19 protein-coding genes and 3 tRNA genes are annotated in these 25,370 nt (G+C 38.6%); 4 read left to right on the top strand and 18 right to left on the bottom strand.

Translation table 11 applies throughout. The annotated features are described in order from the left end of the window. Positions 1-58: 58 nt before the first annotated feature. Positions 59-259 (top strand): hypothetical protein, encoded by a 201-nt coding sequence (locus tag POD11_RS06495; protein ID WP_016145943.1) that lies wholly within the window; start codon positions 59-61, stop codon positions 257-259. Between the two features lie 10 nt (positions 260-269). Here the strand turns inward: POD11_RS06495 and POD11_RS06500 are convergent, their stop codons facing one another. From POD11_RS06500 to POD11_RS06525, 6 genes are all read right to left on the bottom strand, one after another. Then, positions 270-713: a DUF2726 domain-containing protein gene (locus POD11_RS06500; RefSeq protein WP_032035708.1), complete on the bottom strand. Its 444-nt coding sequence runs from the start codon at positions 711-713 to the stop codon at positions 270-272. Between the two features lie 56 nt (positions 714-769). After that, positions 770-845: transfer RNA gene (locus tag POD11_RS06505), tRNA-Asn, on the bottom strand. 178 nt (positions 846-1,023) lie between these two features. Next, positions 1,024-1,099: transfer RNA gene (locus POD11_RS06510), tRNA-Asn, on the bottom strand. An 8-nt stretch (positions 1,100-1,107) separates the two neighbouring features. Next, a tRNA-Asn gene (locus tag POD11_RS06515) sits at positions 1,108-1,183 on the bottom strand. Between the two features lie 147 nt (positions 1,184-1,330). Next, the gene (locus POD11_RS06520) at positions 1,331-1,957 is read right to left on the bottom strand and encodes a superoxide dismutase (RefSeq protein WP_239967197.1); all 627 of its coding nucleotides are present in this window, start codon (positions 1,955-1,957) and stop codon (positions 1,331-1,333) included. A gap of 145 nt (positions 1,958-2,102) precedes the next feature. Next, positions 2,103-2,861 carry a Nif3-like dinuclear metal center hexameric protein gene (locus tag POD11_RS06525; protein WP_262456735.1) on the bottom strand — a complete coding sequence of 253 codons (759 nt, stop codon included), beginning with the start codon at positions 2,859-2,861 and terminating at the stop codon, positions 2,103-2,105. A 194-nt stretch (positions 2,862-3,055) separates the two neighbouring features. Between POD11_RS06525 and POD11_RS06530 the strand changes: the two genes are divergently transcribed. Continuing rightward, positions 3,056-4,231: a S1C family serine protease gene (locus POD11_RS06530; protein ID WP_200042497.1), complete on the top strand. Its 1,176-nt coding sequence runs from the start codon at positions 3,056-3,058 to the stop codon at positions 4,229-4,231. A gap of 42 nt (positions 4,232-4,273) precedes the next feature. Here POD11_RS06530 and POD11_RS06535 read toward each other — a convergent pair whose 3' ends face one another. The 6 genes from POD11_RS06535 to ahcY form a co-directional block, all read right to left on the bottom strand. Further along, positions 4,274-5,512, bottom strand: a complete 1,239-nt coding sequence (locus tag POD11_RS06535; protein WP_239967199.1) for a multifunctional CCA addition/repair protein — start codon at positions 5,510-5,512, stop codon at positions 4,274-4,276. 91 nt (positions 5,513-5,603) lie between these two features. Beyond that, positions 5,604-7,874 (bottom strand): NADP-dependent malic enzyme, encoded by a 2,271-nt coding sequence (locus POD11_RS06540; RefSeq protein WP_016140443.1) that lies wholly within the window; start codon positions 7,872-7,874, stop codon positions 5,604-5,606. 236 nt (positions 7,875-8,110) lie between these two features. Further along, complete coding sequence (locus POD11_RS06545; RefSeq protein WP_262456736.1) at positions 8,111-10,963, bottom strand: GGDEF domain-containing phosphodiesterase; 2,853 nt, start codon at positions 10,961-10,963, stop codon at positions 8,111-8,113. A gap of 134 nt (positions 10,964-11,097) precedes the next feature. Then, on the bottom strand, positions 11,098-11,820 hold the full coding sequence (locus POD11_RS06550; protein ID WP_262444901.1) for a 16S rRNA (uracil(1498)-N(3))-methyltransferase: 723 nt from the start codon (positions 11,818-11,820) through the stop codon (positions 11,098-11,100). Between the two features lie 18 nt (positions 11,821-11,838). Then, the gene (gene metF, locus POD11_RS06555; RefSeq protein ID WP_224991413.1) at positions 11,839-12,675 is read right to left on the bottom strand and encodes a methylenetetrahydrofolate reductase [NAD(P)H]; all 837 of its coding nucleotides are present in this window, start codon (positions 12,673-12,675) and stop codon (positions 11,839-11,841) included. Positions 12,676-12,746: 71 nt separating this feature from the next. Beyond that, positions 12,747-14,129, bottom strand: a complete 1,383-nt coding sequence (gene ahcY, locus POD11_RS06560) for an adenosylhomocysteinase (protein ID WP_016140447.1) — start codon at positions 14,127-14,129, stop codon at positions 12,747-12,749. Between the two features lie 221 nt (positions 14,130-14,350). Here ahcY and POD11_RS06565 point away from each other — a divergent pair, with 221 nt between their 5' ends. Beyond that, complete coding sequence (locus POD11_RS06565) at positions 14,351-14,887, top strand: cysteine peptidase family C39 domain-containing protein (protein WP_262456737.1); 537 nt, start codon at positions 14,351-14,353, stop codon at positions 14,885-14,887. Positions 14,888-14,926: 39 nt separating this feature from the next. Here the strand turns inward: POD11_RS06565 and POD11_RS06570 are convergent, their stop codons facing one another. The 3 genes from POD11_RS06570 to lipA all read right to left on the bottom strand — a co-directional run bounded on the left by POD11_RS06570 (position 14,927) and on the right by lipA (position 19,172). Continuing rightward, positions 14,927-15,310, bottom strand: a complete 384-nt coding sequence (locus POD11_RS06570; RefSeq protein WP_000043120.1) for a carboxymuconolactone decarboxylase family protein — start codon at positions 15,308-15,310, stop codon at positions 14,927-14,929. A 106-nt stretch (positions 15,311-15,416) separates the two neighbouring features. Next, positions 15,417-17,879, bottom strand: a complete 2,463-nt coding sequence (locus POD11_RS06575; RefSeq protein ID WP_262456738.1) for an acyl-CoA dehydrogenase — start codon at positions 17,877-17,879, stop codon at positions 15,417-15,419. A 279-nt stretch (positions 17,880-18,158) separates the two neighbouring features. Then, positions 18,159-19,172, bottom strand: coding sequence for a lipoyl synthase (lipA, locus tag POD11_RS06580; protein WP_002118167.1), 1,014 nt, complete (start codon positions 19,170-19,172; stop codon positions 18,159-18,161). A 196-nt stretch (positions 19,173-19,368) separates the two neighbouring features. Here lipA and sthA point away from each other — a divergent pair, with 196 nt between their 5' ends. Continuing rightward, complete coding sequence (sthA, locus tag POD11_RS06585) at positions 19,369-20,781, top strand: Si-specific NAD(P)(+) transhydrogenase (RefSeq protein ID WP_002118117.1); 1,413 nt, start codon at positions 19,369-19,371, stop codon at positions 20,779-20,781. 243 nt (positions 20,782-21,024) lie between these two features. Here the strand turns inward: sthA and POD11_RS06590 are convergent, their stop codons facing one another. From POD11_RS06590 to POD11_RS06600, 3 genes are all read right to left on the bottom strand, one after another. Then, positions 21,025-22,239 carry an MFS transporter gene (locus POD11_RS06590; RefSeq protein ID WP_262456739.1) on the bottom strand — a complete coding sequence of 405 codons (1,215 nt, stop codon included), beginning with the start codon at positions 22,237-22,239 and terminating at the stop codon, positions 21,025-21,027. Positions 22,240-22,409: 170 nt separating this feature from the next. Beyond that, on the bottom strand, positions 22,410-23,756 hold the full coding sequence (locus tag POD11_RS06595) for an MFS transporter (RefSeq protein WP_262456740.1): 1,347 nt from the start codon (positions 23,754-23,756) through the stop codon (positions 22,410-22,412). Between the two features lie 403 nt (positions 23,757-24,159). Beyond that, on the bottom strand, positions 24,160-25,230 hold the full coding sequence (locus tag POD11_RS06600; protein WP_262456741.1) for an OmpW/AlkL family protein: 1,071 nt from the start codon (positions 25,228-25,230) through the stop codon (positions 24,160-24,162). Positions 25,231-25,370 lie beyond the last annotated feature (140 nt).

Here is a 25,370-nt window from a genome sequence, read left to right on the forward strand (position 1 = left end):
CTCTTTTTGTTATATTGTTACACAGTTTGATTTGATACTATTTGAGTTTAAAGCATTTATGAGCCAGCAATCTGTAGAAAAAAAATCTGTTCCTTGGTTATTAATGGGATTAGGTTTACTTATTCCTTTTTTGATTATTGGAATACTTTTCTTGGCTGCAAAGAGTGATGCTAAGAATAAAAAACAATATGAGCAGCAACGTATAGAAATGGAAAAAAGAATCGCTGAAAAAGAGGCTGCAAATTCAGAAAAGAAATAACAGCAGCTTGTTAATGAATATCCTTTTGTAACTGGCGTACCGTAGGAATATTCGTGTAGCGCTTTACTAGGTAACCTGCTTCAGTGAGCATTTGATCACGAATACGGTCTTCTTCTACTTTTTCAAGATGGGTAGGGTCATCTAGCTCAATAATAGCAATCACTTCCATCTTGTCATTTAGCACGACAAAGTCAGTGACTTTACGGTTGAACTGACTACGAATTTTATAGTCATTACTGGTAATTAAAGCACTAAAAGCCACTTGTGCTAACACATGATAATTTGGAAAACTTTGTTTTAAACGGATAAACATTTGAGTTTCAAAGTTTGTAATGACAGGACGAGCAAAAAATTTTTGTTTTGGAAATAAATAAGGGCGTAAACAAACGAGAAGAAAAATACAGGTGCTTACGCAACCTAAAACAATAAAAAATAAGTGACTCGATTCGAACATGGGAAAGCATCATACAAATAAAAACCCACTCATGATGAGTGGGTTTTTAAGAATCTTGGCTCTCCCACCTGGGCTCGAACCAGGGACCTGCGGATTAACAGTCCGTCGCTCTACCGACTGAGCTATGGGAGAATCTGGAAAAGGATTTTAGGCAGGAAAGGGGGCTGGGTCAAGCCTTAATGGCAGAATTAGAGAGAATATCTAATCGTTTGGTTTAAAAATACTCGAAACGTTGATTTTATTAAAAATAATAAAAGTATTAAATGATAAAAAAGAAAAAGCCCACAATAAATGCGGGCTTTTAGAATCTTGGCTCTCCCACCTGGGCTCGAACCAGGGACCTGCGGATTAACAGTCCGTCGCTCTACCGACTGAGCTATGGGAGATTAGTAGATGGCTCTCCAACCTGGGCTCGAACCAGGGACCTGCGGATTAACAGTCCGTCGCTCTACCGACTGAGCTATTGGAGAATCTGATGCGCATTTTATGGATGAAATCTAAAACCGTCAATAAGAATATTAAAGAAAATGAATCGTTTGCTTGATTAATATGCTTTTGTGGTATTAAAAATAAAAAAAACCACCCGAAATAGGGTGGTTTTTTATAAAGAAATAAAATTATTTCTCTACACCTGCTGGTTGACCTGCAAGTTTTGCATTTGCATAGTCCCAGTTTACAAGGCTTTCTAAGAAAGTTGCGATGTATTTAGGACGTAAGTTACGGAAATCGATGTAGTAAGCGTGTTCCCATACGTCAATTGTTAATACAGCAATTTGACCATGTGCAAGTGGAGTGTCTGCATTAGAAGTTTTAGTAATAGAAAGTTTACCGTTTACTTCATCAGCAACTAACCAAGCCCAACCTGAACCGAATTGAGTTGTTGCAGCAGCAGTAAATTCTTCTGCAAATTTTTCGTAGCTACCAAAAGCTTCGTCAATTTTAGTAGCGATTGCGCCAGTAGGCTTACCACCACCATTTGGCTTCATAGAATTCCAGTAGAATGTATGGTTCCAAACTTGAGCAGCGTTGTTGAAAATACCAGCTTTAGATGCATCACCAGCAGTTGCTTTGATGATTTCTTCTAAAGTTTTACCTTCAAGGTCAGTTCCTTTGATTAAGTTGTTTAAATTAACAACATAGGTATTGTGGTGTTTGTCGTGATGGTATTCTAAAGTTTCTTTACTAATATGTGGCGCTAAATCATCATAGCCATATGGAAGTGCAGGTAAAGTAATGGTTGTCATGTTCCTATTCCTTGCATTTGCTGGGTTATACAATTAAGTGGCTCTATTGTAAATGATTCTGGTCACAATAGGGCATCGTTTTAAAGAACTATACACAATAAAGATCTAATTAATACGCATAACACAGATTGAAAAAAAGACTTAATTAAATCGGATTATTCAATTCAAAATATTCAGATTCAACTGAGAACTGTTTTGAAATGGCTTGTGCCAAGCGTTGAACACCATAACGTTCGGTGGCATGGTGACCACAAGCAAAATAATGAACACCTAATTCTTTTGCTTCATAAAAAGTTCGTTCACTGACTTCACCTGAGATATAAGCATCACAATTTTGCAAAGCGGCTTTAGCAATAAAATCTTGAGCCCCACCTGTACAGAAGCCCACTTTTTGAATGCTTTGTTTTTCTGCTGGCAAATGAATCACCTTAAAATCAAAACTGTTTTGTAGTTTTGCTTTAAATTCATCAACAGAAAGCGCTTGTTCTAAATAACCAATATTGCCAATTGGATGTTTCTCGGCTAAATCAAGTGGTTCTAAATTCTGCAAGCTCAGTTTTTCTGCAATAGCCACATTGTTGCCTAAAGTTGGGTGAGCATCTAAAGGTAAATGGTAAGCAACTAATGAAATATTATTTTGGATGAGCTTCTTAATGCGATTGCCGCGCATTCCTGTAATTGGATATGGTTCGCCCTTCCAAAAATAACCGTGATGTACGAGTAATAGATCTGCATTCTGAGCAATTGCAGCATCAATTGCATCTTCGGAAGCAGTAACCGCACAAAGAATACGTTTTACTTCAGTTGAACCTTCAATTTGCAGGCCATTAGGTGCGTAATCTTTAAATTCTGCTGCTTTTAAGGTTTGGTCGCACCACTGAATAATTTCATGCAAATTTGCCATGATATTTCCTGAATTGAGTAGTAAATAATTGCTAAAGCTATAGAAACATATTTTGTTGTGTAACTAAAGCTAGACAAATCTTTTTTGACTTTTTTATGTATATCGACATATTTAATTTAAAATGTTTAACTGAAAAGTCTTTTTGTTCAATATATTAATTTAATTAAAAACTTCTTTGCGTAGAGGATATGAACGTGCGCCGCACCTTTACATGGTTACCTTGGGTGTTACTTATTATTGTAATTGCCAGTTTTATTGCATGGCAAAAATACCATCAGCCGAAACCAACTGTTGCAGTTGATGGGGTGCAAATGCCTGCTGAGAAAGTTGAACCATTGGTTGATACTTCACGAACGGGCGGGGTGGTATCTTATAGCGCTGCGGTAAAAGTTGCAGCGCCAGCCGTTGTTAATATTTTTACGACCCAGAAAGTTAAACAAAATCATCCATTATTAAGTGATCCTGTCTTCCGCGAATTTTTTGGAAATCAGGTTCCTGAACAACAACAGCAAAATGAAAATAGCTTAGGCTCTGGGGTTATTGTACGAGCTGACGGTTATATTCTTACGAATAATCATGTAATTGCTCAAGCTGATCAAATTGTGGTGGCATTACATGACGGGCGTCGTGCAGAAGCAACGATTGTGGGTACAGACCCTGATACGGATTTAGCCGTAATTAAAATCGATTTAGATAAATTACCTGTATTGCCATTTAAGCTAAGTGGCAATGAAGTAGGTGATGTTGTCTTGGCTATCGGTAACCCATTTGGTGTAGGGCAAACGGTAACTCAGGGTATTATTTCTGCGACTGAACGCTCTGATTTAGGTATCAATACCTATGAAGACTTTATTCAAACGGATGCTGCGATTAACCCAGGTAACTCTGGCGGAGCATTAATTGATGTGGCTGGGAATTTAATTGGTGTAAATACTGCTATTTTCTCTCAGTCAGGTGGTTCTTTAGGAATCGGTTTTGCAATTCCAGCTAAAGTTTGCCAACAAGTTTTAAACTCAATTTTGAAAGATGGCCGTGTTGTCCGTGGATGGTTAGGTATTAGTTTAGTACCACCTACACAAGAAGATGTATTAGCGCCGAAACAGCAAATTGGGGTAGTGGTTGCAGATGTCTTGAAAAGTGGTCCAGCTGCGTCAGCAGGTATTAAAATTGGCGATAAAATTATTCAAGTTAATAATGAGCCAATCACTTCAGCATCTCATTTGATTAACTACGTCGCATTACAAGCACCTAATAGCGAAATTAATGTAATGGTTGAGCGAGATGGCAAACAACAAAACTTTGTGGTGACAGTAGGGGAAAGGAAAAACCAAAATACTCAATCACAATTTATACCACTGCCTAAACAGTAAAAGTAAAAAAGCCTCTTAGTGAGGCTTTTTTATTGGCTTGAATTAAGAATGAGAGGGTGCTTGATGTTGATGTTTAAACTCAGTTAAAGCATCAATGCGATACTGAATTAGCATTTCACCAATCTCAGCACCTTTAATATTCTCAGGTAAATCCTGAACTTTAATAGAGCGAACGATTTGCATCGCGTCTAACATATATTGAGCTTGAGGATAAGGGCGGTCTTCTAAACCTAGTCTTCCTTTAGCATCACATTCACATGCTTGTACAAAAGCTTCTACTCTCTCAGGACGGCGTAAGACATCTAGACGCTGTAATAAACGCCATACAGTTCCAGGTTTTAATGACATTATCTGATGACATTTTAGATGTTCTTTACACACCGAGAGTGCCAACTGTCGAGTTTGAGTAGGAACTTTTAAGCGTTCACATAGCTCGGTAACGGGTTTTACTCCACGTTCTTCATGCATGATATGGCGAGGAAGTTCATTAACTGGAGTTAATGCTTTACCTAAATCATGTACTAACACAGCAAATCGAACATCGAGCGAATAATTAGCCTTACAAGCTTGTTGTAAGGACATTAAGGTATGTATGCCGCAATCTACTTCTGGATGATATTCAGGTCGTTGCGGTACACCAAACAATGCATCAATTTCAGGAAAAAGATGTTTTAAGGCACCGCAATCACGCAATGTTTGGAAATAAACATCGGCATGATCTTCTAAAAGTGCACGTGAAGTCTCTTTCCATACACGCTCTGGCGTTAATGCATCTAGTTCACCTGATTCTGCCATTGTTTGCATGAGTTCTAAGGTTTCAGGTGCAATATGAAAACCATATGAAGAATAACGTGCTGCAAAGCGTGCAACACGTAAAACACGTAAAGGATCTTCAGCAAAAGCTTCTGAAACATGACGTAAAGTTTTATTTTCTAAATCGTTTTGACCGCCATATGGGTCATATAGTTTGCCATCTTGATCCATTGCTATGGCATTGATGGTTAAATCACGGCGAATTAAGTCTTCTTCTAAACTTACGGTAGTATCGGTAAAAAATTGGAAACCATGATATCCCTTACCGGACTTACGTTCAGTACGTGCAAGTGCATATTCTTCTTTCGTTTCAGGATGAAGAAACACAGGAAAATCTTTGCCTACAGGTTGAAAACCTTGGGCGAGCATGTGTTCCGGCGTTGCACCGACCACAACATAGTCTTTTTCCTGATAGGGATGCCCAAGTAAAGAATCACGGACAGCACCGCCTACTAAATACACTTGCATGAAAAAACCTCTATTCTTCAAGCAATCATGCTACAGAATAGAGGTTTTCTCAAGTCATTAGAGAGGCTTTTCGTAAAAAGCGGTTTCTAAATTACTTTTCTTGTTGTTGGATTTCAGCAACAGTTAAAGCAGTCATATTGATAAGACGACGAGTTGTTGCAGTCGGTGTCAAAATATGAACAGGTTTAGCAGCACCTAACAAAATTGGACCAATAGTAACGTTGTTACCAGAAGTCGCTTTCAATAAGTTAAATGAAATATTTGCTGCATCTAGGTTCGGCATAATGAGCAAGTTTGCAGAACCTTTAAAACGTGAACCTGGGAATGCAAATTGACGAATATTTTCGTCTAATGCTGCATCACCATGCATTTCACCTTCAACTTCAAGCTCGGGAGCTTGCTCAGATAAGATGCGATAAACTTCACGCATTTTTTGAGCACTTGAATCAGTTTGGTCGCTACCAAAACTTGAATGAGAAAGTAGGGCTACACGTGGAGTAATACCAAAACGACGCACTTCTTCAGCTGCTAAAATAGTCATTTCAGCAAGTTGTTCAGCAGTCGGGTTGGTGTTTACGTAGGTATCTGCAATAAATAAATTACGATCTTCAAGCATTAATGCATTTAATGTGAAGAAGTTATTCATGCCTTCTTTAAGGCCAATCACATTGCGTACAAAGTCGAGGTGAATGTTATAGCTACTATAAGTACCACATAACATACCGTCTGCTTTACCGAATTTAACCAGTAAAGATGCAATTAAAGTAGAACGGCGACGAGCTTCACGTTGAGCATATTCAACAGTAATGCCTTTACGTTGCATTGTTTGATAGTAGTCTTTCCAAAACTCTTCATACATCGGGTTTTGTTCTTGATCTACGATCTCAATATTTACGCCATGTTGTAAACGTAAGCCTAATTTTTTGATATTAGCTTCAATTACAGCAGTACGACCTACTAAAATTGGTTTAGCCAAGTCTTCATCAACTGCGATTTGCACTGCACGTAATACGCGCTCATCTTCACCTTCAGCATATGCGATGCGTTTAGGATCTGTTTTTGCTTGAGCAAAAATCGGTTTCATCAAGAATGCAGAGTTATAAACAAACTCAGATAATTTTTGACGGTATGCAGAGAAATCTTCGATCGGACGAGTTGCAACACCTGAATCCATTGCAGCTTTAGCAACAGCAGGGGCAATTTCTAAAATTAAACGTTGATCAAGTGGACGTGGAATTAAATAGTCACGGCCAAATGAAGCAGATTTCTCACCATAAGTAGCTGCATCAGCTTCTACATGTGCCATACGTGCAATTGCATGTACACATGCAATTTTCATTTCTTCATTAATCGTCGTTGCACCAACGTCAAGTGCACCACGGAAAATGTAAGGGAAACATAATGCGTTATTTACTTGGTTTGGATAGTCAGAACGACCTGTTGCCATAATCACGTCTGGACGTACTTCATGGGCATGTTCAGGTAAAATTTCTGGATCTGGGTTTGCCAAAGCAAAGATAATAGGGTTCTCAGCCATCTGTTTCACCATTTCTTTGGTGAGAATACCAGCAGCAGAAAGACCCAAGAACATATCTGCACCAGCCATTACTTCATGAAGCTGAGATGCAGTAATATCTTGAACATAACGTTTTTTAGATTCATCAAGTCCGTCACGAGAAGTCGTTAATAGACCACGAGAATCGGCAACAATAATATTTTCTTTTTTAGCACCAAGTGCACAAAGCAAGTCTAAGCATGAAAGTGCTGCTGCACCTGCACCTGAAGCTACAATTTTGATTTCATCAATTTTTTTATTTACAAGTTGCAATGCATTGAGCAAAGCTGAACCTACAATAATACTTGTACCATGTTGATCGTCATGGAATACAGGAATTTTCATACGTTCACGAAGTTTCTTCTCAATATAGAAACATTCTGGCGCTTTAATATCTTCGAGGTTGATACCACCGAAAGTTGGCTCAAGAGAGGCAACAATATCTACAATTTTATCTGGATCGTTTTCTGCAATTTCGATGTCAAATACGTCAACACCAGCAAACTTCTTGAATAAAACCCCTTTACCTTCCATTACAGGTTTAGAAGCTAATGGTCCAATATTACCTAAACCAAGAACAGCTGTACCGTTACTGACTACGGCAACCAAATTTCCGCGAGCTGTATATTTAGCAGCAGTTGATGGATCACGTTCAATCTCTAAACATGGCGCAGCAACTCCTGGTGAGTAGGCTAAAGCCAAATCTCGTTGGTTGACAAGTTGCTTACTTGGGGTGACGCTGATTTTCCCTGGGTTTGGATATTCATGGTAATTTAAAGCGGCCTGTTTTAAAGATTGATCGTCCATCTGAGTCTCTATTTGATACAAAAAAGCAAACTAGTCAAATTGCTCATTTAGGGAGAGGCAACGCGGCTCTTTGACTATGCTTTAATTTTTACCAATTAAGAGAATAGTAGACGAATTGCCAATAGCCCCGTGGTGAGCTAAATGCTAAAGAATATAACACTACTTCTTTATTTCTCACAGTCAAAAACGCTCATTTTTGGAAAAAGCAGCATAGGTAAAATAGATGGCCAAAACAGTTAAGAAATATGTGGATTTGTTTGTAGATAAGGGATGATCTGCTCGGCAGGGATTGGACGACTAAAGAAATAGCCTTGTAAAAAATCACATTGTTGTTTTTGCAGATAGGTTACTTGTTCTTTTGTTTCTACGCCTTCAGCAACCAGTTTAAGCCCCATACTTTTACCCATTGCGATCATTGCATTCACAATCGCTTCTTGTTTGTGATCGCCAATTTTAGAAATAAAAGCACGATCAATTTTTAATACATCAATTGGGTACTCTGTCAGGTACGCCAAAGAAGAATAACCCGTACCAAAGTCATCTAGAGCAATTGAGATATCTCGTTGTTTTATCGCGTGTAATAGTGTTTTTACGTTATCAGTATTGTCTAAAAGGGCCGACTCAGTAATTTCAAGTTCAAGATCTGAACCTTGTATATTATATTTTTGCAAAACCTCATCTAAATCACTGAGTAATAAGCCTCGATGTATCTGTTGTGCCACAATATTTACAGAGACTTGAATGTTGATATAGCCTGCATTTTTCCACTCTTGTAGTTGCTTTCCAACTTTATCTAAAACAACTTTACCAATGTCTGAAATTAGGCTACTACGCTCAGCAAAAGGTATAAACATATTCGGCATGACTAATCCTTTTTCAGGATGTTGCCAACGAATGAGTGCCTCAAAACCGATAATGGATTGATCTTGTAGACTAATTTTAGGTTGGTAATAAACTACAAATTCATTATTTTGAATAGCTTTGCGTAATTCTTGTTCTAAATCGGCAGTTTTATATGGGTGATCTGTTTTATTGCAGTAGTAAGAAATGGTATTGCCTCCTAAACGTTTTGCCTCTGAAAGTGCTTGCTCTGCATGATGGTTGAGATGGTCAATTTGTCTGCCATGTTCAGGGAAACATGCCACACCAATAGAAGCAGTAATAAAATATTCGTGATTATCAATATAAAATGGTGCGTTTAATGCTTGCAAAATATTTTGGCAATATTGCTCAATATTTGGATGAATTGGTGAAATTTCATAAATAATTGCGAAATCATCACTATTTAAGTAGGCGACTAAAATTGCATTAATATTGATTAAGCGTAATCTTTGTGCGAACTGTTTAAGTAGTTCGTCACCACTATCATTATTTAAAAATTCATTAAAAGCCCGGAATCGGTCAATATTGACTCGTATTAAAGCTAAGTTTTTAATGTTATATGAAGGGTTTACAAGATATTGGTGTAATTGATTGTAATAGTAAAGACGATTAGGGAGGTGAGTGAGACTGTCGTAATTTTTTAAATAAGATAGGTGCTGTTCTTGACGCTTCTGCTCAGTGAGATCGCGGGCAAATCCAATGTAATTGGTAATTTGATTGAACTCATCTTTGACGACATTAATATGCAACCACAAATAGACGCTTTTGCCAGAATTAAATTTTTCGTCAAACTGGCCCATGTATTCTCCTGTCTCGAGGAGTTGCTGTTTTATTGATGTATGAAATTGTTGTTGTAATTCTTTTTGATTACTTGTAATGCTAAATAACTCTTTATTCAGAAGTTCTGCTTTAGTAAATCCAGTCAATTTTTCGTAGTAAGGATTAATATTAATATAGTTCAGATGTTCATCTAAAATAAATATTCCTTCCGCAGCCTGCTCAAGCACAATAGCAGATAGTCTTAGATGTTCTTGATCTTTTTTCTCTTGATGTATATCTCGGGTCATTCCAACCATACGAAGCGCTTTTTGTGTTTTAGGATCTCTTGTGATGACTCGACCTACATCATGAATCCATCGCCAAGAACCATCTCGACGTAAAATGCGAAAATTGATATTAAAATGATCTGTAATACCTTCCAAATGTTGTTTTAAACGTTCTTCAAAAAGCTTTTTATCACTTGGATGTATCCGATCTAATATCGTATGAAGATGAATAACAGCAGTCTGACTTTGCTTTTGTTGATCAAAAAAAGTAATTTCTAACTTTTGATTTTCAATATCCCAATCCCAAGGCCGGATACCTGCAGTTTCATGCGCAAAAGCTAAATTGTAGTGATGGCTTTCGAGTTGCTCATTCATTTTGGTGAGATCATAAGTACGTTCACGTACTTTTTGCTCAAGTAAATGATTGTTGAACTGAAGCTGGGCTTCAATATCTTTAGACTTATTTACTTCTTGTTGGAGCTGTACACATAATTCTTCAGCCCACTGAGTATGCTGGTCTGAAATTTGAACAAGCTGTTTGTTTTTAAGTAATAGTTGAGAAATTTTTTGGTAATTACGTTGAGTTGCGTATGCACAAAGTACAGTTGCTACAAAGGTAAGGTTATAGGCAAAATAAAATGGTAATTCAGTAATGGAGTTGTGTGTGAATTGAGCGAACAATAACGGCAAAGTACTAGGAATAAATAAGAGATAAAAGTATCGAGGTTGTTGTGTTAAAAAAGTAAGGCCAATGATATGAGCAGAGGTAATGAATAAAGCAATTAAAATATGAGCATCTGGTAGTGCAACTAGCTCAGGCGGAAGATAAAAATGAATAATCGTGACATTTATTCCCATTAAAATGCCAGATAATAAACAAATACTTTGTAAGACACGATCAGCTTTTTTTGTGAAGTCGATAGTGCGGTAGTGAGTTAAAATATTTGGAATAAATAATAAGCAGATAAAAGAAATAATAGTCAGTCCAATAGACCAGCTAAATATTGTTATTACAGAGGAAAAATAGTAAGAAAAAATACCATATGAAATAAGGCACAGTAATATCAGGCTAATCAAATACCAACGTATATATTGAGTTGAAAGTTTCAGCTGTTCAATTTTTGTTTGATGCTGTAGATATTCTTCCTGAAGCCCAGACATAAGATTTTTCTATCCTATTTTTTTACATATATACAGAAAGAATCTGATTTATCAGTGAAAAAGAATTTGAAATTTTATTCATACAATAAAAGTAAATTAACTTTAAATCACGATTTAATCAATGTTCAGAGAACTTAGGTGGATAAAAATCGATAATTTAAAATAGATAAGGCAACAACTGGGGCAGTTTCTGTACGTAAAACACGGTCACCAATACACCAGTTCATAAAACCAGCTTGATTGGCTTGGGTAATTTCATTTTCACTTAGTCCACCTTCTGGACCAATCAATAAGGCAAGTTCAGGTTGTATTCCTGCCAATACATCTTTTTGTTCTTTTTCAGGCGCTAAAACAAATTTAGAGTGAGGGAGTTCAGACGAACTTAACCATTCATGAAGGGCAATAGGTGCTAATACTTCTGGCACTAAGTTCAAGCCACATTGTTCACATGCTGCAATTGCAACTGCTTGCCAGTGATCTAATTTTTTTTGATCTCGATCGTATTTTAAGCGCATTTCACAACGCTCACTTGTCAGTAATTGAATTTGGCTTACACCCAGTTCAGTGGCTTTTTGAATAGCATAATCCATTCGATCGCCTTTACTCATAACTTGGCCCAAAACAGCTTTAAAAGGGGCATTACGGTTTGCAGGGTTAAAATTTTCAATTGTGACAGACGCATTTTTTTTATTAATTTCGGTCAACGTTGCGAGATATTCACCACCTTGTCCATTAAATAAAGTCGCTTGTTCTTGTAGTTGTGCACGTAAAACACGTACCCAATGATGGAATACTGATTCTGTCAGTTGAATTGTTGAGCCAACTGTAAGTTCAGTTTCGATAAAAAAACGATTCATTGGGTACGCCTTACAAAATTAATTTAAACCAAGGTCAACAACAAGCTGACGAGTTGGTTCGACTTGGTTCATTGAGTAAAAATGTAAGCTTGGTGCACCACCTGCAATGAGGCGTTCGCATAGCTTAACAACAACTTCATGACCGAAAGCTTTAATACTTTCACTGTCATCGCCATAGGCTTGTAACTGCTTACGGATCCAGCGAGGAATTTCAGCACCCGTACCATCTGCAAAGCGAATTAAATTACTTGCATTGGTAATAGGCATGATACCAGGAGCGACAGGAATGTTAATTCCAGCTTTATCTAAACGCTCTATAAAATAAAAGTATGAATCTGGATTAAAGAAGAATTGGGTAATACCCGCATTGGCACCAGATTGTACTTTTTCAATAAAACGTTGAATGTCCGAATCAAGGTTTTCAGCTTGAGGATGCATTTCTGGATAAGCTGCAACTTCAATATGAAAATGATCACCTGAGTGCTCACGAATAAAACGTACTAGATCCTGTGCGTAAGGAAGCTCCCCAAGTCCAACCTGACCAGAAGGCAAGTCACCGCGTAAAGCGACAATACGATTAATGCCTTGCGCTTTATATAAATCCAGTAACTCAGCAATACGAGCTTTATCATCACCAATGCAAGAAAGGTGAGGTGCAACTGGCGTACCTTTACCGTTAAAATCTTCAATAGCAGCAAGAGTACGTTCGCGAGTAGAACCACCAGCCCCATAAGTAATCGAGAAAAACTCAGGGTTTAATAGTTGTAATTCTTGGTGAACAATACGAAGTTTTTCAGCACCAGCATCAGTTTTTGGTGGGAAAAACTCAAAAGAAATAGGTGTACGTTTAGTCATGTCAAATCCTTGTAAACAGCGAAACATTTTTAGAAAAAAGGGCAGTCGGTTCACCGTCTGCCCTTAATTTCTTAGTATTTGTAAGCGTCAGATTTGAATGGTCCCTCAACAGCAACGCCTAAATAATCGGCTTGCTCTTGAGTTAACTGAGTAAGTACACCACCGAAACCTGCAACCATTGCAGCAGCAACTTCTTCGTCAAGTTTCTTAGGAAGAACTTCTACGCGAATTTTTGCAGCTTTTTCATTTGCAGGAAGGTCAGCAAATTTCTCTTGGAATAAGTGAATTTGACCTAACACTTGGTTAGCAAAAGAACCGTCCATCACACGTGATGGGTGACCAGTTGCATTACCTAGGTTTACAAGGCGACCTTCAGAAAGAAGGATAAGGTAGTTGTTTTCGTCTTCTGAACGATAAACTTGGTGAACTTGTGGCTTAACTTCAACCCACTTGTAACCACGTAAATAAGCCGTGTCGATTTCTGTGTCGAAGTGACCAATGTTACATACAACTGCGCCAGCTTTTAAGCTATCTAACATCGCTGCATCACACACGTGGTAGTTACCAGTTGTTGTTACAACAAGGTCAGTGTTGCCAAGAAGATCGTGGTTAATATCTTCTTTTTTACCTGTTTGTACGCCATTTTTGTATGGAGATACAACTTCATAGCCATCCATACATGCTTGCATTGCACAAATTGGGTCAACTTCAGTTACACGAACGATCATGCCTTCTTGACGTAAAGATTGAGCAGAACCTTTACCTACGTCACCATAACCAACTACAAGTGCACGGCGGCCAGACAAAAGCATGTCAGTTGCACGTTTGATTGCGTCATTTAATGAGTGACGGCAACCGTATTTATTATCGTTTTTAGATTTAGTAACTGAGTCATTTACGTTGATTGCAGGAACTTTCAAAGAACCGTCTTTCCACATTTCGATAAGACGTTGAACACCTGTTGTTGTTTCTTCGGTAATACCATGAATACGTTCTAAAAGAGCAGGGTATTTTTCATGAACAAGAGCAGTTAAGTCGCCGCCATCGTCCAAGATCATGTTGGCATCCCAAGGTTGACCATTTACATTGATCTGTTGTTCAAGGCACCATACATATTCTTCTTCAGTTTCGCCTTTCCAAGCAAAAACTGGAATACCGCGAGCAGCAATTGCAGCAGCAGCGTGGTCTTGAGTCGAGAAAATGTTACATGATGTCCAGCGTACTTCAGCACCTAACTCAACAAGCGTTTCAATAAGAACCGCTGTTTGAATGGTCATGTGAATACAACCAAGAATTTTTGCGCCAGCAAGTGGTTTAGTCGCTGCATAGCGTTTACGTAAGCCAATCAAAGCTGGCATTTCTGCTTCAGCAAGTTTGATTTCTTTACGACCGTAGTCAGCAAGTGAAATGTCAGCAACTTTGTAATCTGTAAATGAAGCATTAACCGCGTTCATCAGGATCTCCTAGGAAAAAATAGTATTGATCATTCTGTTCGCGGATGCCGTTGTTGGTTAAAACGAGTGTTTAACCGATCGTCGAGCCTGGCAAATTGATCTTTAGTGCCGATCATTTGTCGCAGCATCCCTCGACTAGCGGGACATTGTACTTGGAAAAGCTTTTAGTGCCAATCCAGTTTTGTTTATTATCTGCGTAATTATTACTTTAGATTTCAATTATGGCAGTAAATATCCCCGAAGTATTAGCGAACCTTGAAGCCAACTGTGGCGTATTTGCAGTGTGGATGGTACTTCAGCATCATGCAGTGCAAATTGATGTGGCCGAGTTGATCAAAGTTTGTCGACACGATGAAGGAGGGACCTATACGATTGCTTTAGCCGTCGCTTTAAAAAAACTCGGATTTGAAGTGTCATTTCATTCAGATGAAGATCCTAATATTAGCCCAAGTGAACGAATGAGCTATAAAGAAGCAAAGGTATTGAAAATACCAACTGGACCAGCGCTCAGCTATCAAGATATTCAAACTGCAATTGAAAATGGAAAAATGGTGATTGTCTATTACGATACTTTAGCAGGTGTCGGAAATCAGTCACTTATCTATTCTATTGACTCAAATGAAATCTGCTTTTTTGATAGTTTTGAGCCAATGTTGGCAGCAGTTTTTGAAATGCAGCGTCAAGTAGAAGGGATTTGTCGTCAGGCTATCGTGATTGATGACCGTAATTTTCAGACATATTCGACCAAATTGAATTAGATTAAAAAAGAACCAGTAGCGTGCTGGCTCTTATTGAGGTTATTTTTGTTGATATTCCTGAATCACTTCTAAAGCAGCACGAAAAGCTTCTTGTGTAGCAGGCGCACCGCAATATGGCAGACTATGCAATAAAGTTTCTTGAATCTCTTCAACTGTACAGCCATTGTTGAGCGCACCACGAACATGGCCTTTGAGTTCAGTAGGTGATTTGAGTGCCGTGAGCATTGCCAAAGTAATTAATGAACGATATTTACGTGGTAGCACACCTTCACGCTGCCAAGTCGATCCCCATGCATGTTCATTAATCCAGTCTTGTAAAGGCTGGGTAAAGGGTACGGTGTTTTCTTGGGCACGTTTTACAAAAGCTTCTCCCATCACTTCTGTGCGTACTTTTAATCCATTTTCGTAATCTTGCTTAGACATTAATTTCTCCTAAAAATAAAAGCGTCGATTGACGCTTTTATGGCTGTTTACTAATTAATCCCAATCAAAAGTGAATGCAATAGTGAATTAGTGGAGGCATCAGTCACTAAATTTGATGAGGGTTCGATAAAGGAAGATCCTTATTTAAATCTTCATCAAATACATCTGTAAGCATGCTATCGAATCGAATTGCGTTGTATTGCAATAATTGTTGAGCTTCACTTTCAGAAATAAAACCTTCTTTTATCGCTTGTTGAATATTCTCTTCGAAAGTGAGTCCTGTAAATTTGCCTTTAGATTCAGCTTTTTTAAACTTATCCCAAAGCGGCTCAAGTGTTCGTAGAATTTGGAAAGCATGCTCTAAACGACCCGTTACATCATCGGCTTTGGTTGAATAAAATACGTGATGCTTAAGCTGTTCTCTGAAAGGATGCTCTTGCATCATAAGTTCAGCGACTTGTTGTTTTAACTCATCATCTGGTTTTGAAATGACACGACCAAAAGGGAAACAGATCCATTTCACAAATGCTGCTGGAAGTTTGGCTGGGAAATTTTCAAATAATCCCCAAAATGCTTCCTGAATATTCAAGAACGCTTTTTGTAGCGCTAATTTAGCGTGAAGTTGTTCAGCTTCAGTTTTTTGTCCAGCTTCATAAAATTTTAAAATCGCAGTAGAAATAAAGAGGTGCGCGTGAATATCTGCCAAACGGCCTGATAACATCTCTTTGCGTTTTAAGTCTCCTGCAAGTAAGCCAAGTGACATATCCGAAACAAGCGCGAAGTTGGCACTAAAACGGTTAATCGTCTTATAGTAACTTGCGGTGAATTGATCTGCTGACTGAGGTGCATCGCTTGAGCCACCTGTCCAACCGTAAGCAAATGATCTAGCACCACGGTTAAAGGTATAGGCTAAATGTTTAAATAATAAATCATCGAATTTTTGAACCGCATTGGTTTTATCTTCAGACTGTAAAAGTTGCAATTCTTCAAATAGATAAGGGTGACAACGCATTGAACCTTGACCAAAAATCATCAATGAACGGGTCAAAATATTTGCGCCTTCTACCGTAATTGCAATTGGAATTGCTTGATAGGTAAGGGCAAGGAAGTTACGTGGTCCAAGTTGAATTGCACGTCCTCCCGCAATATCCATCCCATGATTAACAACTTTACGCATCGTTTCAGTTGCATAATATTTTGCCATGGCAGTCATCACGGCAGGTGTTCCACCCTGGTTTAGGCCACATGTCACTAAATAACGGAATGCTTCAAGCATGTAAGCATCGCTGGCAATTTCACTGGTCGCTTCTTGTACGCCTTCAAATTTACCGACAGAAATATTGAACTGTTGACGAATTTTCGCAAAAGCACCAACGGTTAAATAGCTCATTTCACCTGCTGCTGTTGCTAAAGCTGGAAGGGAAATACCACGGCCCACACCTAAGCATTCCATGAGCATACGCCAGCCTTTACCGGCATTTTCTTGACCACCAATAATCCAATCAATAGGAATAAAAACATCTTCTCCTTCTACTGTTCCATTCATAAATGGAGAGCCAGGATAATGACGTGCTCCTATTTTTACACCTGCATGACTGGCAGGAATTAAGGCACAGGTAATACCGTACTCTATTTTATTTTTATCGCCGAGTAAGCCGTCTGGGTCATAAAGTTTAAATGCAAGACCTACGACTGTGGCAATTGGGGCGAGGGTAATCCAGCGTTTAGAGAAATTCATGCGCAGCCCAAGAACCTGAGCACCTTCATATTCACCGTAGCAAACAACGCCCGAATCTGGAATGGCACCAGCATCTGAACCCGCTTCTGGACTGGTTAAACCAAAGCATGGAATCTCTTCACCTTTTGCAAGACCCGGTAAATATTGTTGCTTTTGAGCATCGGTACCGTAATGCATGAGTAGCTCACCCGGCCCCAACGAGTTTGGAACCATACAACTCACAGCAGTGGTGAGAGAACGTGAAGCAATTTTGCTCATAATACGGCTTTGTGCAAATGAGCTAAATTCTTTACCACCAAAAGATTTTGGAATAATGAGACCTAAAAAACCTTTGTCTTTAATAAATTGCCAAACCTCTGGTGGAAGATCTTTTAAGTGATGATGAATTTCCCACTCATCTAGCATGCTGCAAAGTAGCTCAACTTCATTGTCGATAAAACTTTGTTCTTCTGCGGACAACGTTGGATAGGGATATTTCTCAAATTGCGACCAATCAGGTGCCCCCATAAATAATTCTTTTTCCCACCAACTGGTACCTGCCTCTAAAGCTTCTTGTTCAGTCGTACTGATGCTTGGCATTGAGTTTGCTAATGTTTTATATGCAGGTTTGGTAATCAGGTTAAAGCGTAATGGTGCAAATAAAATAATGATACTAAGGGCAATGAGGGGAATACCTAAAATGAGAGCCCATGGCGTTACTATGAGTGCTGTAAATATAGCGACAGCAATCGTAATTACACTACCAATGATTCGATTCAGGTTAAAAAAGAAAATTGCCCATATTGCAAAAAGCTGAATGACAATGCTTAAAACAAAGAGTAGGAAAATCATACTTGCTCCTTGCTAGATAAGCCCTCATGTTAGAAGTTACAAAAAAAGCGAGGAGAGATTTAAGGCTTAACTAGCTAATTTTAATGCTGTTTAAATTTAATTTTTTATGTCGCAATTGATGTATATGCTAGAGCAGGGATATATCGTACTTTTAGGTATAAGATATTTTTAAGTGAAAGTGTAATGGCTTGTTTTATCGATTTGTCAAGAAATGTTATTGATTTTCTTATACAAATAAAAAGCCCTCTGAACTAGAGGGCTTTTATTGAACTTTAATTTTTAAGCTTCGACAACTTGAACAGCAATTTTTTTAGCTGGATCTACTTTACGACGAACTTCTGGTACTGGTTCGCCATGGTATTGACGATCAGCAAAGTAACTTGAACGAACCATTGGCGCAGACCAAATATTTCTAAAGCCAAGTTTACGGCCATGCTCTGCATAACGTTCGAACTCTTCTGGCGTTACAAAGCGGTCAATTGGTGCATGTTGTTTAGAAGGCTGTAAATATTGACCAATAGTTACATAGTCAACATCGTGAGCACGTAAGTCATCAAGTAATGCAATAACTTCTTCTTCAGTTTCACCAATACCGACCATCAAACCACATTTTGTTGGGATATCTGGGCAGTATTCTTTAAACATTTTTAATAAGTTTAGAGAATGTTGATAGTCTGAACCTGGGCGCATTGCTTTATATAGACGTGGCACAGTTTCAATGTTGTGGTTAAATACGTCTGGCGGACATTCAGTCATAATGCGTAAGGCGATGTCCATACGTCCGCGGAAATCTGGTACTAAAATCTCAAGTAATGTATTTGGACTAAGTGCGCGAGCTTCTTTAATACAGTCCACAAAGTGTTGTGCACCGCCGTCAAGCAAGTCATCACGGTCAACCGAAGTAATGACTGCATACTTGAGTTTAAGATTAGCAATTGTCTCTGCCATGTGACGAGGTTCATCTGCATCGAGTGCATTTGGACGACCATGTGCTACATCACAGAAAGGGCAACGACGTGTACAAATATCACCCATAATCATGAATGTTGCTGTACCACCACCAAAACATTCAGGTAGGTTAGGACAAGCAGCTTCTTCACAAACGGTATGGAGTTTTTGAGCACGTAAAGTCGTTTTAATACGCTGAACTTCTTCTGGTGCCGTCATCTTGACACGAATCCAGTCAGGTTTACGCGGCACTTCAACCGTAGGTACAACTTTTACAGGAATTCTTGCGACTTTTTCTGCGCCACGAAGTTTTACACCCTGTTCAGGTTTACGGTGTTCTGACATATTTAACTTTTCCACTCGTTTATAGAGACATTGACATTGTATTATAGCGAACTTCTGCAGTTAATAGCGGAAAATAACTATTCATATAATAAATGTGGTTATTCAGAAATATAGGGTTGAGAAATACATAAATTCACCGCATATTACCCATAATTTATTATAAAATATGGTCATTCAAGTGAGGAAGGAGCTTTCAATGCCACGTAAAAAAGAGGTCGTTAGTGGGAATTTCGTTAAGTACGATGCGGTAGTTCTCGGTTCTGGACCTGCAGGTGAAGGCGCGGCAATGAAGCTTGCAAAAGCGGGTAAGCGTGTTGCAATTGTAGATGTGCGTGATCAACTAGGTGGTAACTGTGCACACGTAGGTACCATTCCAAGTAAAGCATTGCGTCAAACGGTTTCTAGTATTATTCGCTATCAGCGTGATCCAATGTTTCAAAAAGTAGGTGAATGGAAACAGTTCACCATGAAACAGGTATTGCGTAATGCGCACAAAGTAATTCAGCAACAGGTTGATACGCATACACGTTTTTACGACCGCAACAAAATCGGTGTATTCCACGGCCGTGCATATATTCAAGATAAAAATACAGTTTTAGTTTTTAGCCATGAAGGCATTAAAGAAACGATTATTTGTAAGCAAATCGTGATTGCAACAGGTAGCCGTCCTTATCATCCGCAAGGTCTAGATTTTGATCATCCTCGCGTATTTGATTCGGATAAAATCCTTGATCTTGATTACTCAATTCAAAAAATTATTATTTACGGCGCAGGCGTTATTGGCTGTGAATATGCCTCAATCTTTATTGGTCTAGATCATAAAGTTGACTTGATTAATACTCAGCAAAAACTCTTAAGCTATTTAGATGATGAAATTGCTGATGCCTTGTCTTATCACTTACGTGAACAAGGTGTATTGATTCGTCATAATGAACAAATGGATCATCTTGAAACGTTTGATGACCATGTGGTTCTGCATTTACAAAGTGGTAAAAAGATTAAAGCTGATGCGATCCTTTGGTGTAATGGCCGTTCAGGAAACACAGAAGGTTTAGGCCTTGAGAATGTTGGCTTAGTGCCAAACAACCGCGGCCAACTTTCAGTAAATGATCAGTACCAAACTGAAGTTGAAAATATCTATGCTGCTGGTGACGTGATTGGCTGGCCTTCACTTGCTTCTGCTGCTTATGACCAAGGGCGCTGTGCGGGCGCAAATATGAGTGGTGAAGATGCGAAGCCAGTACGTGATATCCCAACGGGTATCTATACCATTCCGGAAATCTCATCCATTGGTAAGAATGAACAGGAATTAACGGAAGAGAAAATTCCGTATGAAGTGGGTCAAGCTTCTTTCCGTCATTTGGCTCGTGCACAAATTACCGGTGATACAGTAGGTGAGTTAAAAATTCTTTTCCATCGCGACACTATGGAAATTTTAGGTATTCACTGTTTTGGTAATAACGCTGCCGAAATTATCCACATTGGGCAAGCAGTTATGCACAGCCCAAACAATACCTTGAAATATTTTGTTGAAACGACATTTAACTATCCAACTATGGCGGAAGCATACCGTGTAGCTGCACTTAATGGTATGAACCGTTTATTTTGATTTTAAATAATTTTTTTATAAAAAAGCCCGCAAATTTGCGGGCTTTTTTATTTTCATTAGACCATAGGTTTCTTATATTTTTATGACAATGCAAAGCTTTAATCTGATTGTCGATATCTCTAGTGAGCACAAAATGCTTGATTGAAATATTCAAATAAATCAGGTGTCTGCCTCCATAAAATAAGTGAACAGACCAAAAGAGTAATGACGAGAAAAATCATAATTGTTTTCAAAAGTAAGGCATTATGCGTCATGAATAACAGCCTCCTCATTTACAAAGAAGTGTACGATTACACCTAATATACTCAATGCAATAGAACATAGCCAAATCGCATTGTAATTACCTGTTAAGTCGTGATTAACACCGCCAAGCCAACCGCCAAAGAAAGAACCGACTTGATGAGTGAAGAACACAATACCACTTAGCATTGAAAGGTATTTAACACCAAACATATTTGCCACAATGCCATTTGTGAGTGGAACTGTAGAAAGCCATAAAAGGCCCATAATCACTCCAAAAGCATATACCGTATATGTGCTTAAAGGTAATAGTAAAAAAGCAATAATTGCGATGCCGCGGCTACCATAAAGTACCATTAATAACTTTGGCTTCGAGAAACGATCTCCTAACCAGCCTGCGCCGTAAGTCCCCACAATATTAAATAGTCCGACTAGTGCCAGAAACACGGTACCTGTAGCGGCATCAAAGCCATGGTCGATTAAATAACCGGGTAAATGTACACCTAAGAATACAACTTGAAATCCGCAAACTAAAAAGCCTAATGCTAACCACCAGAAGGGTTTGTGTTTTCGGGCAATATTCAATACTTGCTTAAATGTGAGCTGAGGTTGTGTAATTGCTTTTGGTGTTTGAGTGCTAGGACCTTTTAACATCCACGCTAGTGGAATAATAAGGGCAATTAATAGCGCACTGACCATTAGGGCTGCTGACCATCCAACATTTTTAAGTAAGAGAAGGGTTGAGGGCAGCATAATAAACTGACCAAAAGAACCTGCTGCACTGGCAATCCCCATTGCCATACTCCTTTTTTCAGGCGGAGCAGCTCGGCCTACTGCACTGAGTAAAACTGTAAAAGAAGTTGCTGATAAAGCTAAACCAATAATAAGACCTAGGCTCAAATTCAAAATGAGTACATTTGAACTAAAAGCCATGAGTAGTAAGCCGAGGGCATAAAGTAGCCCACCAACAGCAACCACAATTTTACTGCCGTATTTATCTGCGATAGCCCCAGTAAAAGGTTGAACTGCGCCCCAGATTAAATTTTGCATAGCGATTGCAAGACTAAAAACATGCTGCCCCCAACCGAACTCATGGCTCATTGGTACGAGGTAGAGGCCGAAACCATGACGAACACCTAATGAAAGTGCCAGAATAATTGCACTGCCAATCAACATATAGATGAGGGACTGAGAAAATTGGTTGTCAGTTTTAGTCATGATTAATGGAAAATTATAATAATGATGATTTATTGTAAAAGATATATCGAACAATATCGATATAGATGGCAAGAATATTTAAGAAGAATTAAAAAGTTTTTAAGGGTCGTATTTTATGAGAAGACAATTAAAGAAGCAGACATCATTTTGATCTCTGCTTCTTATAAAAATTACGCGGCGGAATTACGTTCAAGTAATGCTTGTTCAAAAAGGACTTGTTCTTTTTCTTTATGTTCGGTGGTAAAGCGAATCAAAATTACGCTACAGCCAGCGACCATAACCAGACCACCTAAAATAAATAAGCAAGTTTGAACATCAAGCAAGCCTTTAAGTAGGAAACCAGCAGCTACAGCACCTACATTGCCACCAGCCCCAATAATGCCAGCAACACCACCTAATGCATTACGGTCAATGAATGGTACGAGAGCATAGGTCGCGCCACAAGCCATGTGAGTAAAGAGGGCAAAAATTGTCATAGAAATAATTGCAAGAGCAACCACATTCATTTGAGAAAAAAGAATTAAGAATAAACCTTCACCCAAGATCATGAGCACCAGTACTTTAGTGCGGCCATCTAAACCTTTTTTCAGAGCGACTTTGTCGGAAATAATACCGCCAAGCGCACGAGCGAATAATGCTAAAAGACCAAATATCCCGGCAGTTAAACCAGCAGTTTTTAAATCCATTTTGAACTGATCAACATAGTACATTGCTGCAACGTTATGGATAAAAATTTCGATTCCGAAGCATGCCCCGTAAGCCACAAATAAAATCCAGACGCGGTAGTTGCGAGCAGCTTGCATTAAAATTGCCATGCCACCTTTTTTGCCACTGCCAACTTCAATGCCTTGTGCACGAACTTCTTTAAAATTTCCTTGCGGGCAATCTTGAGTGAGTTTCCAGTAAAGAATACCCACAATGACCATCATTATGCCCGGTACGACTAACGCAACACGCCAGCCCATAGTTTGCTCGACGCCAAACATGATAATTGCACCGAGTAATAAAGGCATAAGTGCTTGAGTTGCGCCGCCACCCGCATTTCCCCAACCAGCTGCTGCTGCATTTGCTGTCCCTACTACGTTAGGGGTAAACATGACACTGGTGTGATATTGCGTAATGACAAAGCTTGCACCAATTGCACCAATCAGCAAGCGGAAGAATAAAAAGGATTCATAACTGTTGGCTGCGGCTACTCCAAATACTGGAATACTTCCTAATAGCAATAGGGTGGTGTAAGTGATGCGGGGTCCATATTTATCACATAGGGGACCGACAGCGAGTCTTACTAAAATCGTAATCGCAACGGCAGCAATATTAATATTGGCAATTTGATCTTTGGTTAAGCCGAACTCACCTTTAATCACTGGCATTAATGGAGCACATGCAAACCATGCGAAGAAGCACACAAAGAATGCGAGCCATGTCATATGGAAGGCACGCATTGCTGGAGTAGAAAAACTGAATAATTTAATCTCAGTTGCTTTTTTTGCATCTAGATTGATATTTGAAGACATACGCCGTCCCCCTGAACTGAACGAAATGTTAATTTGCTTGGCAATTTATTGCCTACTGCATACCGATCAGAGCGGACATCATTGGCCGTCTTGGTTTATTCATTGAGTCATCGTTGACTCATCTTGCTATGAATAAAGCAAAGCTTGTGCCAAAAAATTATTTTTACTAAAAGGAAAACTTTAGTTTTTAATTTTATTAATTTAGTTATTAAAATTAAAAACTATTAGGGTAGGGAATTTTAAAGAAAGAAGATGATAAAAGTGAAGAAACAGAGATTTGATAAGCCTATTTTTAAAAAGTGCTCGTTTTTTTAGCACTTTGTTTTAAAAAGAGGCAGTGTGTAGAGAGAAAGAAAGCTATAACAACGTGCCTCCGTTCTTATAGCTTTACGTGACACAAAAGTTAGAAACGGTAACCGATACCTGCATAACCTAAAATTGGGTTAATTTCGATATCTGCTTTTGCATTAATTAATTCACCATACTTAGCATCATTGACTGTAATCGTTGTATCTGTTTTTAAGTGAGCATAAGAAACAGAGCCAACCGCATACCATTTATCATTAAAGTCATAGGTGAAACCTAAAGTTGCTACAGGTGCAATTGCATCGGATGCTTCAAGTTCCACTTTAGGATCACCAGAACTGGTTTTTCTTTCTAAGGCAGCACCTGATTTACCATCTTTAATATTGACAATCATGTGCCCAGCACTGACTAAATCTTTCTCAATTTCAGGATTCATTTCTAACTCACTGAAATAGGCATACATCACACCTAATCCGACATAAGGTCTAAACTTATTTACGCCAGTTTTGCCAAAATGGTACTGTAGTTCAAATGCAGGTGTCCAAGCTCGAGCCGATGCCGCACTTCCATGTGCTGCAAGATCGGTAATAAAAATATTATTTTCTAGCTCCATCGACCCGAGGATTCCACCAGCAGGTTTTGCAGTAGCAGAAAAGGGAGCATATATTTTCCCTTTACCTTGTAAATCAACTTTAGGGGGAATTCCTGCTTTTACTTCTAGTGAAACATTATCTGTAAAAAAGTAATTTGACATGAGACCGAGAGTAGTCACATCATCTGCTTCTAAACCTGTATTCTCAGCTTCCCATTGGCTTAAACCGCGGATTTCTGCTGTTCCACTTAACCATGCAGGAATAGTATCTGTACCTAAACCAATAACATCAATGAGCTGTTCAAGAACGACATTACTATTATCGTCTGAAATATTGTCTTGAATAGTTTTTACTTTAATATCTCCGACCTTAGACTGCTCATTCTCTTTAACAGAAGTATTAATTCTAAATGGTTGAGCATTACCAGTCGGTTTGACATATAACGGACCAGCAGAGATAGAAAAACGTTTGAAGCCATCACCATCTTTTAAACTAAAATATGGAGAAGCGGCGCAAGTGACTGTTGGCAGAGCAAAAAAAGCAGCTGTCATACAAAATAATGACTTTTTCATCATAAAAGGACTCCATGTCCGAACATTTGTTTACTGATTTTTATTGAGCCCACCATAGCGTGTTTTATTAAAATGATTGTGTATTTAAAATTAACAATTGTAATTTTTTTGAAATATTTGTTTATATTTGGAAATATTTATTA

The organism is Acinetobacter sp. P1(2023), from assembly GCF_028367635.1.
GTDB lineage: Bacteria > Pseudomonadota > Gammaproteobacteria > Pseudomonadales > Moraxellaceae > Acinetobacter > Acinetobacter pittii_E.

Bases quoted from the DNA above. Each gene is read 5' to 3' on its own strand.
- sthA (WP_002118117.1), top strand. From the start codon at position 19,369: ATGCCACGTAAAAAAGAGGTCGTTAGTGGGAATTTCGTTAAGTACGAT.
- POD11_RS06540 (WP_016140443.1), bottom strand. From the start codon at position 7,874: ATGGACGATCAATCTTTAAAACAGGCCGCTTTAAATTACCATGAATAT.
- POD11_RS06590 (WP_262456739.1), bottom strand. From the start codon at position 22,239: ATGACTAAAACTGACAACCAATTTTCTCAGTCCCTCATCTATATGTTG.
- ahcY (WP_016140447.1), bottom strand. From the start codon at position 14,129: ATGAACGCGGTTAATGCTTCATTTACAGATTACAAAGTTGCTGACATT.
- metF (WP_224991413.1), bottom strand. From the start codon at position 12,675: ATGACTAAACGTACACCTATTTCTTTTGAGTTTTTCCCACCAAAAACT.
- POD11_RS06600 (WP_262456741.1), bottom strand. From the start codon at position 25,230: ATGATGAAAAAGTCATTATTTTGTATGACAGCTGCTTTTTTTGCTCTG.
- POD11_RS06535 (WP_239967199.1), bottom strand. From the start codon at position 5,512: ATGCAAGTGTATTTAGTAGGCGGTGCTGTCCGTGATTCTTTACTTGGG.
- POD11_RS06545 (WP_262456736.1), bottom strand. From the start codon at position 10,963: ATGTCTGGGCTTCAGGAAGAATATCTACAGCATCAAACAAAAATTGAA.
- POD11_RS06525 (WP_262456735.1), bottom strand. From the start codon at position 2,861: ATGGCAAATTTGCATGAAATTATTCAGTGGTGCGACCAAACCTTAAAA.
- POD11_RS06575 (WP_262456738.1), bottom strand. From the start codon at position 17,879: ATGATTTTCCTACTCTTTGTTTTAAGCATTGTCATTCAGCTTTTTGCA.
- POD11_RS06495 (WP_016145943.1), top strand. From the start codon at position 59: ATGAGCCAGCAATCTGTAGAAAAAAAATCTGTTCCTTGGTTATTAATG.
- POD11_RS06570 (WP_000043120.1), bottom strand. From the start codon at position 15,310: ATGTCTAAGCAAGATTACGAAAATGGATTAAAAGTACGCACAGAAGTG.
- POD11_RS06595 (WP_262456740.1), bottom strand. From the start codon at position 23,756: ATGTCTTCAAATATCAATCTAGATGCAAAAAAAGCAACTGAGATTAAA.
- POD11_RS06565 (WP_262456737.1), top strand. From the start codon at position 14,351: ATGGCAGTAAATATCCCCGAAGTATTAGCGAACCTTGAAGCCAACTGT.
- POD11_RS06550 (WP_262444901.1), bottom strand. From the start codon at position 11,820: ATGAATCGTTTTTTTATCGAAACTGAACTTACAGTTGGCTCAACAATT.
- POD11_RS06520 (WP_239967197.1), bottom strand. From the start codon at position 1,957: ATGACAACCATTACTTTACCTGCACTTCCATATGGCTATGATGATTTA.
- lipA (WP_002118167.1), bottom strand. From the start codon at position 19,172: ATGTCAGAACACCGTAAACCTGAACAGGGTGTAAAACTTCGTGGCGCA.
- POD11_RS06500 (WP_032035708.1), bottom strand. From the start codon at position 713: ATGTTCGAATCGAGTCACTTATTTTTTATTGTTTTAGGTTGCGTAAGC.